The 15,375-nt window shown below is 70.8% G+C and carries 12 protein-coding genes; 4 read left to right on the top strand and 8 right to left on the bottom strand.

The annotated features are described in order from the left end of the window. Position 1 precedes the first annotated feature (1 nt). The 4 genes from pcaH to SSQG_RS33080 form a co-directional block, all read right to left on the bottom strand. Positions 2-775 (bottom strand): protocatechuate 3,4-dioxygenase subunit beta, encoded by a 774-nt coding sequence (gene pcaH, locus SSQG_RS33065; protein ID WP_003994322.1) that lies wholly within the window; start codon positions 773-775, stop codon positions 2-4. Between the two features lie 137 nt (positions 776-912). Further along, a complete protein-coding gene (locus tag SSQG_RS33070; RefSeq protein WP_003994323.1) occupies positions 913-2,115 on the bottom strand; it encodes a thiolase family protein in 1,203 nt (400 codons plus the stop codon). After that, on the bottom strand, positions 2,112-2,756 hold the full coding sequence (locus tag SSQG_RS33075) for a CoA transferase subunit B (RefSeq protein ID WP_003994324.1): 645 nt from the start codon (positions 2,754-2,756) through the stop codon (positions 2,112-2,114). Before SSQG_RS33075 ends, SSQG_RS33070 begins: the two co-directional genes overlap by 4 nt. Beyond that, entirely contained in the window at positions 2,756-3,511 is a 756-nt protein-coding gene (locus SSQG_RS33080; protein ID WP_003994325.1) for a CoA transferase subunit A, read from the bottom strand. Before SSQG_RS33080 ends, SSQG_RS33075 begins: the two co-directional genes overlap by 1 nt. Before the next feature lie 208 nt (positions 3,512-3,719). On the opposite strand from SSQG_RS33080, the gene SSQG_RS33085 reads away from it, so the two are divergent. After that, positions 3,720-4,184, top strand: coding sequence for a MarR family winged helix-turn-helix transcriptional regulator (locus SSQG_RS33085; protein ID WP_003994326.1), 465 nt, complete (start codon positions 3,720-3,722; stop codon positions 4,182-4,184). Between the two features lie 14 nt (positions 4,185-4,198). Here the strand turns inward: SSQG_RS33085 and SSQG_RS33090 are convergent, their stop codons facing one another. After that, a complete protein-coding gene (locus tag SSQG_RS33090) occupies positions 4,199-5,179 on the bottom strand; it encodes a DUF3048 domain-containing protein (RefSeq protein WP_039935602.1) in 981 nt (326 codons plus the stop codon). A gap of 200 nt (positions 5,180-5,379) precedes the next feature. Here SSQG_RS33090 and SSQG_RS33095 point away from each other — a divergent pair, with 200 nt between their 5' ends. Continuing rightward, entirely contained in the window at positions 5,380-6,570 is a 1,191-nt protein-coding gene (locus tag SSQG_RS33095; RefSeq protein WP_039934158.1) for a zinc-dependent alcohol dehydrogenase, read from the top strand. A 7-nt stretch (positions 6,571-6,577) separates the two neighbouring features. Here the strand turns inward: SSQG_RS33095 and SSQG_RS33100 are convergent, their stop codons facing one another. Beyond that, positions 6,578-7,651 carry an ATP-dependent DNA ligase gene (locus SSQG_RS33100; protein WP_003994329.1) on the bottom strand — a complete coding sequence of 358 codons (1,074 nt, stop codon included), beginning with the start codon at positions 7,649-7,651 and terminating at the stop codon, positions 6,578-6,580. Between the two features lie 156 nt (positions 7,652-7,807). On the opposite strand from SSQG_RS33100, the gene SSQG_RS33105 reads away from it, so the two are divergent. Both SSQG_RS33105 and ligD read left to right on the top strand, forming a co-directional pair. Next, on the top strand, positions 7,808-9,568 hold the full coding sequence (locus SSQG_RS33105) for a SpoIIE family protein phosphatase (RefSeq protein ID WP_003994330.1): 1,761 nt from the start codon (positions 7,808-7,810) through the stop codon (positions 9,566-9,568). 52 nt (positions 9,569-9,620) lie between these two features. Further along, positions 9,621-10,652 (top strand): non-homologous end-joining DNA ligase, encoded by a 1,032-nt coding sequence (gene ligD, locus SSQG_RS33110; RefSeq protein WP_003994331.1) that lies wholly within the window; start codon positions 9,621-9,623, stop codon positions 10,650-10,652. Here the strand turns inward: ligD and SSQG_RS33115 are convergent. Beyond that, positions 10,639-12,780: an OmpL47-type beta-barrel domain-containing protein gene (locus SSQG_RS33115; protein WP_106434318.1), complete on the bottom strand. Its 2,142-nt coding sequence runs from the start codon at positions 12,778-12,780 to the stop codon at positions 10,639-10,641. The genes ligD and SSQG_RS33115 overlap by 14 nt on opposite strands. 47 nt (positions 12,781-12,827) lie before the next feature. Beyond that, positions 12,828-15,308: a ThuA domain-containing protein gene (locus SSQG_RS33120; RefSeq protein WP_003994333.1), complete on the bottom strand. Its 2,481-nt coding sequence runs from the start codon at positions 15,306-15,308 to the stop codon at positions 12,828-12,830. Positions 15,309-15,375: the final 67 nt, after the last annotated feature.

Here is a 15,375-nt window from a genome sequence, read left to right on the forward strand (position 1 = left end):
GTCAGCGCCCTTCTTCGATCCAGGTGGCATGCGGGCCGTCCAGCACGATGTCCCAGTGGTAGCCCATCGAGAACTCCGGCACCGACAGGCTGTGGTCGTACGTCGCGACCAGTCGCTGCCGGGCCGCGTCGTCCGTCACCGACTGGATGATCGGGTCGTGGGGGAACAGCGGGTCGCTCGGGAAGTACATCTGCGTCACGAGCCGCTGGGTGAACGCCGTGCCGAAGAGCGAGAAGTGGATGTGCGCGGGCCGCCAGGCGTTGACGTGCTGGCGCCACGGGTACGGGCCCGGCTGGACGGTGGTGAAGTGGTAGCGGCCCTCGCCGTCGGTGAGCGTGCGGCCCACGCCGGTGAAGTTCGGGTCCAGCGGGGCGTCGTGCTGCTCGCGCTGGTGGGCGTAGCGGCCCGCCGAGTTGGCCTGCCAGATCTCCACGAGCTGGCCGCGCACCGGGCGGCCGTCCCGGTCCAGGAGACGGCCGGAGACGGTGATGCGCTCGCCGATCGGCTCCCCGTCGTGCTGCCGGGTGAGATCGTTGTCGGTCTCGGTGATGTCCCGCTCCCCGAAGGCCGGGGAGGACAGCTCCACCAGCTCCGGGTCCTGGCTGACGTCGATGGCGACCGGCGGCTGCTTCGGGTGGCGGAGTACCGAGGAGCGGTACGGCGCGTAGTCGCGACGCGGTTGGTGCTCCACGGGCCCGCCGTCGGCGAGGCGCTTCTCGTAGGCGGCGCGCTCGGCCGCGATCTCCCGGTCGATGTCGTGCTGAGTGAGAGTCATGGGGGTCCCTGAGGTTCGTACCGTTCTCGTCGACGGGGGCGAGGATCGCGCCCCTTCAGGGGCGCGGGGCTGAATCGATATGCGGTGCCGCCGCGCGGGCGCGACCGGCCACAGGCGGCCCGCAGCCGACAGGGGGGCTACCGTTCGAGGACCAGGGCGAGGCCCTGGCCCACCCCGATGCACAGCGTCGCGACTCCGACGCCACCGCCCCGCCGGGCCAGCTGATGGGCCACCGTCGCGGCCAGCCGTGCCCCGGACGCGCCCAGCGGATGTCCCAGGGCGATCGCGCCTCCCTGCGGGTTGAGGATCGCGGGATCACACTCGGGCCACTCGGCCACACACCCCAGCACCTGCGCGGCGAACGCCTCGTTCAGCTCCAGCACGGACAGGTCGCCGAACCCTCTGCCCGCCTTGGCCAGCGCGCGGTTCACCGCCTCCACCGGCGCCAGCCCGAAGTAGTGCGGGTCGGTCGCGGAGACACCCGTCGCGCGGACCCGGGCCAGCGGCTCGCGGCCCGTCGCCCTCAGCCCTTCCTCGTCGACGAGCAGCAGCGCCGCCGCACCGTCGTTCAACGGGGACGCGTTGCCCGCCGTCACCGTGCCGCCCTCCGCACGGAACGACGGCTTCAGCTTGGCCATCGCCGCCAGGGAGGCGTCCGCGCGGACAGTTTCGTCGGCGGCGAAGACCACCGGCTCACCCTTGCGCTGCGGGATCGTCACGGGCGCCAGTTCACCGTCGAACAAGCCCTCCGACTGCGCCCGCGCCGCCTTCTGGTGGCTGCGCAGCGCGAACTCGTCTTGCTGTTCCCGGCCGATCTTGTGCTTGTCCGCGATGAGTTCGGCCGACTCGCCCAGCGGGATCGTCCACTGCGGCTCCATGCGCGGGTTGACCATCCGCCAGCCGAGCGTCGTCGAGTACAGCTCGGTGTGCCCGGCGGGGAAGGGCTTGTCGTTCTTCGGCAGCACGTACGGCGCGCGGGTCATGGACTCGACGCCCCCGGCCAGTGCGATGGACGCGTCGCCGAGCGCGATGGCCCGGGCCGCCTGGATCACGGCCTCCAGGCCGGACGCGCACAGCCGGTTGACCGTCACGCCCGGAACGGACGTGGGCAGACCTGCGAGCAGCGCGGCCATCCGGCCCACGTTGCGGTTCTCCTCGCCCGCCCCGTTCGCGTTGCCGAAGTACACGTCCTCGACCCGGGCCGGATCCAACTGCGGCGTACGGCCCAGGAGTTCGCGGACGGCGTGCGCGGCCAGGTCATCCGGGCGCACGCTCGCGAGGCTCCCGTTGTAGCGGCCGGTCGGCGTGCGGACCGCGTCGACGATGTAGACGTCCTTCACTTCAGGCCCTCCGGGACGGTCAGTTCGGCGTCAGTGACGGCGGCGATCTCGGCGGCGCTCACGCCCGGCGCGGTCTCCACCAGGACGAGCCCGTCGTCGGTGACGTCCAGGACGCCGAGGTCGGTGATGATCCGGTTCACGCACCCCTTGCCGGTCAGCGGCAGGGCGCACTCGGCGAGGATCTTCGGGGAGCCGTCCTTGGCGGTGTGGGTCATCACCACGATCACCGTGCGGGCCCCGTGCACCAGGTCCATCGCCCCGCCGATCCCGGTGATCATCTTCCCGGGGATCGCCCAGTTGGCCAGGTCGCCCCGCTCGGACACCTGCATGGCGCCCAGTACGGCGACGTCGATGTGCCCACCCCGGATCATCGAGAACGACAGCGCCGAGTCGAAGAAGGACGCGCCGGGCAGGACCGTGACGGTCTCCTTGCCGGCGTTGATCAGGTCCGGGTCGACGGTGTCCTCGGTGGGGTAGGGGCCGGTGCCGAGGATCCCGTTCTCCGATTCGAGCACCACTTCGACGCCGGGCGGGAGGTAGTTGGGGATGAGGGTGGGCAGGCCGATGCCGAGGTTGACGTACTGGCCGTCCCTCAGCTCCTGGGCCGCGCGCGCGGCCATCTCCTCGCGACTCCAGGCCATCAGGACCTCACCGTCCGCTGCTCGATCTGCTTGTCCGCCGCCTGCTGAGGGGTGAGTGCGAGGACCCGCTGCACGAAGATGCCGGGCAGGTGCACCGCGTCGGGGTCGATCGCGCCGGGCTCCACCAGTTCCTCCACCTCCGCGATGGTGACCCGTCCGGCCATCGCCGCGAGGGGGTTGAAGTTGCGGGAGGACTTGTTGAAGACCAGGTTGCCGTGGCGGTCGCCCTTCGCGGCCCGGACCAGGGCGAAGTCGGTGCGGATGCCCCGCTCCAGCACGTACGGGGTGCCGTCGAACTCCCGGACCTCCTTCGGCGGGGAGGCGAGGGCGACACCGCCCTGTCCGTCGTAGCGCCACGGCAGTCCGCCCTCGGCGACCTGGGTGCCCACCCCGGCCGGGGTGTAGAAGGCGGGGATTCCGGCGCCGCCGGCCCGCAGCCGCTCGGCCAGCGTGCCCTGCGGGATCAGCTCCACCTCCAGTTCGCCCGCCAGATACTGCCGGGCGAACTCCTTGTTGGCGCCGATGTAGGAGCCCGTCACCCGGGCGATCCGGCCGGCGGCGAGCAGGACCGCCAGGCCCGACTCCATCGCCCCGCAGTTGTTGGAGACCACCGACACCCCGGTCACACCGCGTTCGTGGAGCGCCTGGATCAGCACGTTCGGCACGCCGCTCAGCCCGAATCCGCCCACCGCGAGCGACGCGCCATCGGGCACGTCGGCCACCGCCTCCAGGGCTGTGGCGACCACCTTGTCCATCCGAGAAGCCCCATCTCTTCCGAGCGTCCCGACCGCCATTTAGTCAGGGCACTGAGTATTTTCGTGAAGCTCCCCTCACGCTGCCATCGGGTGAGCGGGGCGTCAAGACCTCGGTATATCTGCCTCTGATCCCGAGCTTGGACGGCAGACAGCCCGGGAGTTGCCGGGTATTGTTCAGTGCACCGACGAATACGACTGAGGGGTGCACATGGCGGCCGCGGACCTCACCACCCATCCCGGGCACCTGGCCCGGCGGCTCCAGCAGGCGCACTACCTGCTGTGGAACACGATGGTCTCCGAGGAGATCACCTCGCCCCAGTTCGCGGTCCTCAACACGCTCGTCGCCGAACCCGGCCTGGACCAGCGCACGGTGGGGGAGCGGGTGGGACTCGACCGGTCCACGATCGCCGAGGTGATCAGCCGGCTCGGCCGGCGCGGACTGCTCGACAAGGTCCGCGACCCGGAGGACGGCCGCCGCTTCCTGCTGCGTCTCACGGACGAGGGCCTGCGCACCCACCGCAAGCTGACCGTGCGCACCGCCCGGATGAACCAGGTGTTCCTCGCCCCGCTGACGGCCGAGGAGCGGACGGTGTTCTTCGACCTCATCCGGCGGGTGTCGGACGCGGCCGAGGGGCTGCGCAACCCGGGGGAGTCCCTGGTGGCGCCCGGCTGAAGCGGGCGGGCCCGTCAGGGGGCCTCGGTGTACACCACCCACACCTGGCCCTTCGCGAAGTTCACGGGTGTGCCGTCGCCGGTGGTGAACGCCGTCCCGTCCGTGGCCTTCTCACGCTTCCAGTCCACGTCGTAGGCGCGGCCGTCGCGCAGCACCCTCGCCTTCCCCGAGCCCACCGTCTCGGTGAACGGCGTGTTGTTGCCGAGGAAGTCGCGGAAGGCGGACTGACGGACCTTCACGTACTGCACGACGACCGTCGCCGCCGCCATCCGCTTCCCGTCGGACGTCGTCGCGGGGGCGCCGTCCATGCCGACCAGCCAGCGGTCGCGGGGCTTCGACCAGGTGAAGGTGAAACGCGCCGCCGGGTAGCGCACGGTCTGCGAGGTCGTCGCCTTTCCGCCGTCGGGTGCGGAGCCGTAGTGGAAACCGGTGGTCAGGGCCGCCTCGCCGGGCGTTTCGGGCATGACCTTCGAGGGCCGCAGATAGAGGTTGTGTGGGGCCTGCCTGTCGGAGGCACGGAAGTACGCGTCCGCCGCGTTGCCCGGCGTCTGCGCCTTCAGTGGTGCCTTGTCGATCAGCGGCAGCAGTTTCTTCTGCGCTCCGGAGAAGGCGAGTGTGGGCCGGTCGAACTGGCGCAGCAGCTCCAGATCCGACTCGCGTGCGCTGCGCACCGGGCCGACGGTCTCGGGCAGACGGGTCGCGTAGACCGCCATCAGCCGGCTCAGCCCGCCCTCGACCTGCTCCGCGTACACCACGTCCGCGGCGTCGACACCCGTGGACGGCCGGGCCGTGGGGGCGTTGTCGATCTTGACCGCGAGGACCGAGAGGCCGCTCGCCGACGGCGACGTCCCCGGCTTCGACTCCTCGGGCGTTCCCCGTCCGTCGTCGCCCCCGCCGCCCCCGCCGGTGCAGCCCGCCGCCAGGGCGGCCGTCATCGTGGCGGCCAGCAGCGCCGCTGTCGCAGCCGCACGCCGTCCGCGCACCCCTCGTCCCATGACCACCGTCGCCACCGCGCCCCATCACATCGATTTGTCTTGATTGTGCTCTTATATGTCCGGCGATGGCCACAGGGGACCGTTTCTGGCGGAGGGTTACCGCAGGGTCCGCCGAACGGCTCAAGGTTCGGCGCAGGGCGCCCGGGTACTCGGGGACGGCCGTACGACCGACGCGCACGCTACGGAGGGAGCGCGAGGCGATGAGGGCATTGACCTGGCAGGGCAAGCGGGACGTGCGAGTGGAGACCGTGCCCGATCCGAAGATCCAGGAGCCGACGGACGCGATCATCCGCATCACCTCCACCGGGCTGTGCGGGTCCGATCTGCACCTGTACGAAGTGCTCACACCGTTCATGACCCCCGGTGACATCCTCGGTCATGAACCCATCGGCATCGTCGAGGAGGTCGGCGCGGGCGTCCCGGACCTCCAGGTGGGGGACCGGGTCGTGGTCCCGTTCCAGATCGCCTGCGGCAACTGCTGGATGTGCCTGACCGGTCTGCCCACCCAGTGCGACACCACCCAGGTCCACACCCACGGCATGGGCGCTCCCCTGTTCGGCTACACCCGCCTGTACGGCTCGGTGCCGGGCGCCCAGGCCGAGTACCTGCGCGTCCCGCAGGCGCAGTACGGCCCGATCAAGGTCCCCGAAGGACCGTCCGACGACCGTTTCGTCTACCTCTCCGACGTCCTGCCCACGGCCTGGCAGGCGGTCGCCTACGCCGACGTGCCGCAGGGCGGCAGCATCGCCGTGCTCGGTCTCGGCCCCATCGGCGACATGGCCTGCCGCGTCGCCCAGGTGCGCGGCGCCGGACGGGTGTTCGGCGTGGACCTGGTCCCGGAGCGGCTGCGCCGGGCCCGCGCGCGGGGCGTGGAGACCTTCGACCTCAGGTCCTTCGACGACGAGAAGGAACTCGTCGCCGCGATCCGCGACGTGACCGACGGCCGCGGCCCCGACGCCGTGATCGACGCCGTCGGCACCGAGGCGCACGGCAGCGCGGCGGCGCGCATGGTGCAGAACGCCGCGACGGTCCTGCCCCGCAAGCTGAGCGGCCCGCTCGCCGAACGCTTCAGCGTCGACCGCCTCGCCGCCCTCTACACGGCCATCGACCTGGTCCGCCGCGGCGGCACCATCTCGCTGTCCGGCATCTACGGCGGCACGGCGGACCCGCTGCCGCTGCTCACCCTGTTCGACAAGCAGATCCAGCTAAGGATGGGCCAGGCCAACGTCCGCCGCTGGAGCGACGACATCATCCCGTACCTGACCGACGAGGACCCGCTCGGCGTCGAGGACTTCGCCACCCACCGGGTGCCGCTGTCGCAGGCCCCGCACGCGTACGAGATGTTCCAGAACAAGCAGGACGGCGCGGTCAAGGTGCTGATGCAGCCCTGAGCCGCCCTCAGTCGCCTGAGCCGCCGAGGATCTCCGCCAGGTCGTAGCGGACCGGCTCCTCGAGCTGCGCGTAGGTGCAGCTCTCCGGGGTCCGGTCCGGGCGCCAGCGGCGGAAACGGGCAGTGTGCCGGAAGCGCTGCCCGTTCTCCATGTGGTCGTACGCCACCTCGACCACCCGCTCAGGCCTGAGCGGCACCCACGACAGGTCCTTACGGCCCGACCAGCGGCTCGGCGCCCCCGGCAGCCGCGCCTTCTCGTGCGCGGCCTCGTCGGACCAGGCTGCCCACGGGTGGCCCTGGACGTCGTCCATCCGCAGCGGCTCCAGCTCCTCCACCAGCTCGGCGCGCCGCTTCATCGTGAAGGCGGCGGACACGCCCACGTGCTGGAGGGTGCCCCGGTCGTCGTACAGGCCGAGCAGCAGCGAGCCGACCACGGGGCCGCTCTTGTGCAGGCGGTACCCGGCGACGACGACGTCCGCCGTACGCTCGTGCTTGACCTTGAACATGGCGCGCTGGTCCGGGCGGTAGCGCACCGTCAGAGGCTTGGCGATGACACCGTCCAGCCCCGCCCCCTCGTACTCCTCGAACCACTGCCGCGCCACCTCGATGTCGGTGGTCGCGGGCGCCAGGTGCACGGGGGCCGTCACGCCGGACAGTTCCCTGGTCAGCACCTCCCGCCGCTCGGTCAGCGGCACGTCCATCAGTGACTCGTCGCCCAGCGCCAGCAGATCGAAGACGACCAGGGAGGCCGGCGTCCGCTCGGCCAGCATCCGCACCCGCGAGTCCGCCGGGTGGATCCGCTCCGTCAGCGCGTCGAAGTCCAGATGCCCCTCCCGCGCGATCACGATCTCCCCGTCCACCACGCACCGCTGGGGCAACCGCTCCCGCACCGCCGTCACCAGCTCCGGGAAATACCTGGTCAGAGGCTTCCCGGTCCGGCTGCCGAGCTCGACCTCGTCCCCGTCACGGAACACGATCGCCCGGAACCCGTCCCACTTCGCCTCGTACTGCATACCCGCCGGAATCGCCGCCACGGACTTGGCGAGCATCGGCAGCACAGGGGGCATCACCGGCAGGTCCATGCTCCGACTCTAAGAGCGGCCATCGTGGGCCGCCTGTTGAGCAGCCAGGTGAAAGCCCAGGTCAGGGCGGAATCGCCCGAGGATGCGGATGCCGGGTGCCGACCACACACTGGAACGTGGCGTGCTCTGATCAGGGGGCGGACGAGGAGGATCCGCGTGGGCTTCGACCAGTCTCCGCTGAAGACGCTTTTCTCCGGCGCCGAGGACGCGCTGCTGTCGATGCTGGCCGACGCGCCGGCCGAGGCCGTCGCACAGGCCCACGAGTACAAGATCCTCCGCGACGTCCTGGACGGCACCGCCGCCGCCGTGGCCATCATGGACGAACGGCTGCGCTTCCGGTACGTCAACGACGCCATGGCCCGGATGAGCGGCGTGCCGCCCGACGCGTTCCTCGGCCGGACCATGGCCGAGGTCCTGCCGGGCATCCAGCGCTCGGAGGACATCCTGCGCATGATCCTCGGCGACGGCCGCCCCCGGGCGCTGTCCGTCACCGGCACCACACGTGCCCCGTCACCGTTCCGGCAGCGGCAGTGGAGCGCGGTCTACCACCGGCTGGAGTACGGCGACCGGGTGCTCGGCCTGTGCGGCATCGCGGTGGAGGTCAGCGGACTGCGCCAGTACATGGACGACCTGGAGCGGGCCCACCAGCGCCTGGCCCTGCTGGACACCGCCGCCACCCGGGTCGGCACCTCGCTCCGCGTCGAGCAGACCTGTGCGGAACTGGCCGACTTCGTGGTGCCGAGCCTCGCCGACCGGGCGACGGTGTGGACCGTGGACCCGGAGGAGGCCGACGACCTGCCGCCACCGGCCCCCGGTGTGCTCCGGCTGCGGGTCGTCGCCTCGGCGGGCGGTCCGGACGTCGTCGGCCGTATCGGCCTCACAGCGGAGGCCGGGTACTACTTCGACGCCCCCCGTGACTCGCCGACCCGGAGCTGCCTGGACACGGGGCGCCCCTGGGTCGGGAACCTCGCTTCGGACGACGTCATGCTGAAGATGCTGCGCACGCAGCTCAACGTGGAGGTGTTCCGCGACGTCGGGATCCACTCCGTCGTCGTGGTGCCCCTGCCGACGCGGGACCACCCGGTCGGGGTCCTGTACCTGTGCCGGGCAGGCGACTCGGCGCCCTTCACCGACGAGGACGTGGTCGTCGCCCAGGAACTCGCCGCCCGGGCGGCCGTCTCCATCGACAACGCCCGCCAGTACACGCTCGAACACACCATGGCGCTGGAACTGCAACGCGCCCTGATGTCCGAGCCCGGCACCCCGCACCCGGACGTCGAGACGGCCTCCCGCTACCTGCCCGCGGGGCAGCGTGCCCTCGTCGGCGGGGACTGGTTCGACTCGATGGCCCTGCCCTGCGGCCGCACCCTCCAGGTGATGGGCGACGTCATGGGCCACGGCTTCACCGCCGCCGTCGCCATGAGCCAGTACCGCTCCCTGCTGCGCACCCTCGCCGCCTCCGGCGCCCCCGTCGAACGGATCCTCCAGGAGGCCGACCACCGCCTGGCGAGCATCGGCATCGACCGGGTGGCCACCTGCCTGCTCGCCCTCGTCGACCCCCTCGCGGGCACCTGCACGTTCGCCGGCGCCGGGCACCCGCCGCCGGTGCTGCTGCACCCCGACGCCCCGGCCGAACTCGTGCACGTCCCCACCGGACCGCCCCTGGGCACCGACCTCGGCGGGTACGAGGCCGCGACCTTGTCCCTGAAGCCCAAGACCGTGCTGCTCATGTACACCGACGGCCTGATCGAGGACCGCCGCAGGGACATCGACTCCTCGCTACGGCGCCTGACACATCTGAGCCTCGACGTCGACGGCCCGCTGGAGAGCCTCGTCGACGCCCTCGTCACACGTCTGGTGCACGGCACCACCGAGGACGACGTCACCCTGCTCGCGGCCCGCCTGCGCTCGCCGTGACGGCGGAACGCTCCGCATGCGAGGCCCGCGTGCTGCGCCTACCGTGGCTCGCATGGGTGACGCGGTGGAACTGGAGGCAGGCGGGCGGACCGTGCGGCTGTCCAGCCCGGACAAGCTGTTCTTCCCCGAGCGCGGCTTCACCAAGCTGGACCTGGCCCGCTACTACATCGCCGTCGGCCCCGGCATCCTGCGCGCCCTGCGCGACCGGCCGACCACCCTGGAGCGCTACCCCGAGGGCGTGAACGGCGAGAACTTCTTCCAGAAGCGGGCGCCGAAGAACATGCCCGACTGGATCCCGACCGCGCACATCACCTTCCCCAGCGGCCGCAGCGCCGACGAGATGTGCCCGACCGAGGTCGGAGCGGTGGTGTGGGCCGCCCAGTTCGGCACCCTCACCTTCCACCCCTGGCCGGTGCGCCGCGGGGACGTCGACCGCCCGGACGAACTCCGTATCGACCTCGACCCGCAGCCCGGCACGGACTACGAGGACGCCGTCCGCGCCGCTCACGAACTGCGGGCGGTGCTCGACGAGTTCGGCGGCCTGCGCGGTTTCCCCAAGACCTCGGGCGGCCGCGGCCTGCACGTCTTCGTGCCCATCGAACCGCGCTGGACCTTCACCCAGGTCCGGCGCGCCGCCATCGCCGTCGGCCGGGAGATGGAGCGGCGCATGCCGGAGCAGGTCACCATCAAGTGGTGGAAGGAGGAGCGCGGAAAGCGGATCTTCGTGGACTACAACCAGACGGCACGCGACCGCACGATCGCCTCCGCCTACTCGGTGCGGCCCCGCCCGCACGCCCCGGTCTCCGCGCCCCTGCGCTGGGACGAGGTCGGGGTCGCCCACCCCCAGGACTTCGACCTCGCGACCATGCCCGCGCGCTTCGCCGAACTCGGCGACGTGCACGCGGACATGGACGACCACCGCTACTCCCTGGAGTCCCTGCTCGACCTCGCCCGCCGCGACGAACACGACCACGGGCTCGGGGACCTGCCGTACCCGCCCGAGTATCCGAAGATGCCGGGAGAACCGAGGCGGGTACAGCCGAGCAGGGCCAGGAAGGCGCCCGAGGGGCCTACAACTCCTTGATGCGGATGTCCCGGTAGGACACCACATCCGTGGTGGAGTGCACCTGGAGCCCGATGTAACCGGAGGCGAACCGCCGCCCGTCCGTGCCCGGGTCGTCCGAGCGGGGCGGGGTGAACTCCTGACCGCCGGTGTTGTCGAACTCGTTGATCAGCACACCGTTGCGGTACACCGAGTAGTGCTGGCCGACCACACGGATCTCGTAGTCGTTCCAGGTGCCCTTCTGCGTCACGCCGGCACCGGCGAGACCCACCCGGTCGAACCCGTAGACCGAGCCCGTCTTGTACATGTCGCCGTCGGGCCGGTCGAGCACCTGCACCTCGTGCCCGTACTTGATGGCGACCCACTCCGGCCGTGACTCCTCCGGGTGGTCGTGGACCCAGGGGAACCGCACGAACACGCCCGAGTTGGCGTTGCCGGTGCCGGGTGCGTCGTCGCGCCACTGGAGCTTCAGCGAGAAGTCGCCGTACTTGCGCTGCGGGAACCACAGCATGCCCATGCCGGGTGTCGTGGTGCTGGAGGTGATCGTCCCGTCGGGGTTCAGCCCGAACGAACCACCGCCCACCTGCTGCCACTTGGCGAGGGAGGCCGCGGTGCCGTCGAAGAGCGCGCGGTAGCCCTCGGTCTGCCCGGGCTTGCCGATGCCGGACTGGCGGGCCGCCTTGCGGATGGCGTTGTACTCCCGCTGGTCGATCACCCCGTCCTTCAGCAGCTCGTCCAGCACGGACGTCACGTGCTTGAGGAACAGCGCGTGGGACGTCCACTCCTTCTCGTCCTCGATCAGCTCGCCGATCCGGCAGCGGTTGTCGGTGACCCGGTTGCGCACTCCCGAGTCGACCGTGCCGACGATCACCGTCAGCCGCTCGTCGTACTCGGGGCAGTTCGGCGCCGGCACCTGCCCGGAGACGACGGTGAAGGTCACGGTGCGTGCCGCCGAGGTGTTGCCCGCCTTGTCGGTCGCCCGGTACGCCACGGTGTGCGCGCCCGCCCGGTCGACCACCACCGGGGCCGTGTACGCGAGGTACGGACCGCCGTCCAGCGAGTACTCGGTCCTCTCCACGCCCGAGCCGTGCTCGTCGGTCGCCGTGACGGTCACCCGGGCGCTGTTGACGTACGCGCCGTCGGAATTCTTCGTGCCCTCCACGGTCACGCCCGTCACCGGCGGGGTGGTGTCCTGCGGGGATGCCGCCACGACCTTGAACTGCACGCTCTTCTCGGCCGCCACGTTGCCCGCCTTGTCGGTGGCGCGGTAGCGGACCGTGTGCGTCCCCACCTCGTGCACCATCACGGGCGCGGTGTACGGCTGCCAGGCGCCGGAACCCACCGCGTACTCGATGGTGTTGACCCCGGAGCCCGTGTCCGAGGCGGAGACGGTGACCGTCGCCATGGCGATGTACGCCCCGTCGGGGTCGCGCTCACCGGCCACGGTCGCCGAGGTCTCCGGCGCGGTGGTGTCGTCCGACTGCGGCGCCACGACCGTGAACGCGGCGCTCTTCTCGGCGGAGACGTTCCCCGCCTTGTCGAACGCGCGGTAGCGGACCTTGTGGTCGCCGACCTGGTCGACGACGACCGGCGCGGTGTACGGCTGCCAGGCGCCCGTGTCGCCGATCGCGTACTCGATCCTCTCGACGCCCGATCCGCCCTCGTCGGTGGCGTGCAGTGCCACGCTCGCCGAACCGACGTACTGGCCCTGCGTGTTCTGCGTCCCGCTGACGTGCGCCGACGCCTCGGGCGCCGTGGTGTCCTCGCCCGTGCCCTCGGTCACCACGAGGATGCCCTGCATCTGACCGTGGCCGGGGATCGTGCAGTGGTAGAAGTACCGGCCGGGCGTGAGCGTGACCTGGGCGGTGTACTTGCCGCCCTGGGCGTCGTTCGGGTTGGCCATGATGTTGAGCTGCACGTCGCTGTTGAACTCGGGATCGCTGGTCACGAACGTCAGCGTGTGCGGCATGCCCGTGGTGTTGCCGGTGGCCACACTGTTCTCGAACACGATCGTGGCCTTGCCGGCGACCGCCGTCTTCGGCGCCGAGAGGTACTTGTCGATGTTGTTGCCGGCCGTCCAGGTGAGCACCTGTTCGGCGGCCTCCGCCTTCGGCTGCCCGGCCGCGGGCATCGCCTGCAGGCCGAGCATCACCAGCAGGGCGGCCAGTACGGCGGCCCAGATCCTCGCGTGCCGGGTCACTCGGTCCCCCTCGCCAGCTGACCGGCGGCCGGGGTCGGCCCGCCGCCCTTGTAGGTGACCCGCCAGAGTGCCGACTTGGAGTCCGAGGTGAAGAAGCCGCGGCCGTAGTCGAGGACGTACAGCGCGCCGTCCGGACCGAACTTCCAGTCCATGAGGTTCTTGATGCCGTCGTTGCCGATCGGCACGATCTTCTTCAGCGACTCCGAGTGCACCGGCAGACCTCCGTCCCCTTGCGTCTTCGGGTCCATGAGCACGGCGTTGCGCGGCTGGTCGGCGTCGTAGAAGTCACCGACGAACCACTTGCCGTCCCAGTACGCCGGCCACTTCACGGCACTGTCGGCCGCGGCCGTGCCGTACCGGTAGACCGGGCCGTTCATCGCGGCCTGGCCGCCGCCCTTCAGCCAGGGCAGCCGGTAGGTCGCCTCCTCCGGCTTGTACGACGGGACTCCGTTCGCGTCCCGCGGGTAGTCCGGCGCACCGCCCTGCGGCGAGTACCAGATGTTGTTTCCGGTGACCGGCGGCAGGTTGACCAGGCCGTCGTTGTTCGGCGACTCGTTCTTCGGGTGGTCGCAGTCGTACCAGCCCAGCGGCTTGGACGGGTCCGGCAGATTGCGGTCCCGGTAGGGCTGCTTGTTGCCCATGCAGTAGGGCCAGCCCCGGTTGCCCGCCTTGGTGATGGCGGCGAACGTGTCGTACTTGGCCGGGCCCCAGGTCGTCGAGGGTGCGCTCGCGTCCGGGCCGACCCAGCCCGCGTACAGCACGTCGGTCGACTTGTCGACGAAGATACGTGCCGGGTTCCGTACGCCCATCACGTAGATCTCGCCGCGCGTCTTGCCCCCGCCCTCGTCGGTCTCCTTCCCGGTGAAGAGGTTGCCCTCGGGGAGCGTGTACGTCCCGTCCGGCTCCGGGTGGATGCGCAGGATCTTGCCGTTGAGGTTGTTGGTGTTGCCGGCGGTGCGGCGCGCGTCGGCGAAGGACACGCCCTTGTAGTTGGGCTGCGGGTTGTTGCCCGAGTAACCGCCGCTGAACCCGCTGGAGTTGTTGTCACCGGTGGCGATGTACAGATTGCCCTTGGAATCCCAGGCCAGCCCGCCGCCCGAATGGCAGCAACTGTGGATCTGCACCGGCCACTTCAGCAGCACCTTCTCGCTGGCCAGGTCCAGTTTGTTCGTGGCCCGGTCGAGCGTGAACCGGGAGACGCGCCGCTCGGCCATCCGCGTGTCGCGGTTGATCTGCGCGTGGGGCGTGTAGTGCAGATAGACCCAGCCGTTCTGCTCGAACTTCGGGTCCAGCTCGATGCCGAGCAGGCCCTCCTCGACCTTGACCAGCTCGTCCCCGCCGCCCTTGTTGCCGAAGACGGTGAGCGCGCCCGCCAGGGTCACCTGTTTGGTCTTCGGGTCGTAGACGTGGATCTCGCCCTTGCCCTTGCCGATGTCGGGGTCGTTCCAGTCGGTGACGACGGGCTGCGAGGCGTCGGCGCCGCCCCGGCCGATGTAGAACACCCGGCCGTCGGGCGCGGTGACCAGTCCGTGCGGCTCGCCGATCTGGTCGTTCTGCCCCGGCTGATTGGGCTTGGTCAGCCGCTCCGCCGTGTAGTTGGCGTTGATGGTCGCCTTGCAGTCGGCCTGCTCCAGCCGGGTCGTCCACATCAGCGCACCGCGCAGATGGTCCCGGAAGTCGGTCTCGTCGTACGACGACACCGTGCCGCCCATACCGGTGTAGAAGGAGCGGCCGCCGTCGTAGTCCCGGCACCAGCTGACCGGATGGTCCCAGCCGTTGGAGCCCGAACCGGGCTGGTAGGTCGACTCCCTGACCCTGGCCACCGTATGGACATCGCCCGACGGGTTCTTCACCCAGTTCAGCCACTTGTCCGGGCGTTTCCACTGCACCGGCAGGTCCTTGGTCGCCGGGTGCCGGCGGTCGCCGACCTCCACGGTCGCCCGCTGCACGGCCGCAGGACTCGCCGCGGCCGGGCGGGCGCCCACCAGCCCGGTGAACCAGTCCGAGTACGGCTCCGCGCGGGCCGCGTCATGGATGCCGACGAATCCGCCGCCGGCCTCCATGTACGCCTCCAGCCCGGCCTCCTGCTCCGCGTCGAGGACGTCGCCCCCGCCGGTCAGGAACACGATCGCGTTGAAGCGGCCGAGCCTCGTCCCGTCGGTGAACACCGAGGCGTCGTCGGTGGCTTGCACCTTGAAGCGGCGGTTCTCCGGGCCCGACAGCCCGATCTCCTCGATGGCCTCGATCCCGGCGTTCACGACCGGCGACTCCTCCCCGGCCGCCGCGGAACCGTGGAAGATCAGCACCCGTACGTTCGCGCCGCCCGGCGGCGACTTGATCGACATCGTTGTCAGCGGGGGTTCCGGATACGGCCGCGCGTTCGCGGCGGGCCCCGACAGCAGGCCGGCGGTCACGACTCCGGCGGTCACGGAGACCGCCCAGACGCGTCTTCTCTTGCTCAACCCTCGTAAGTGCATGGGCACCTCCTCGGTCACAGCAACACCGCCAAGGAAGCTAAACCCCTTTGCGCGGCTCGCCAATACC

Origin of the sequence: Streptomyces viridochromogenes DSM 40736 (assembly GCF_000158955.1) — a bacterium.
Lineage (GTDB): Bacteria > Actinomycetota > Actinomycetes > Streptomycetales > Streptomycetaceae > Streptomyces > Streptomyces venetus.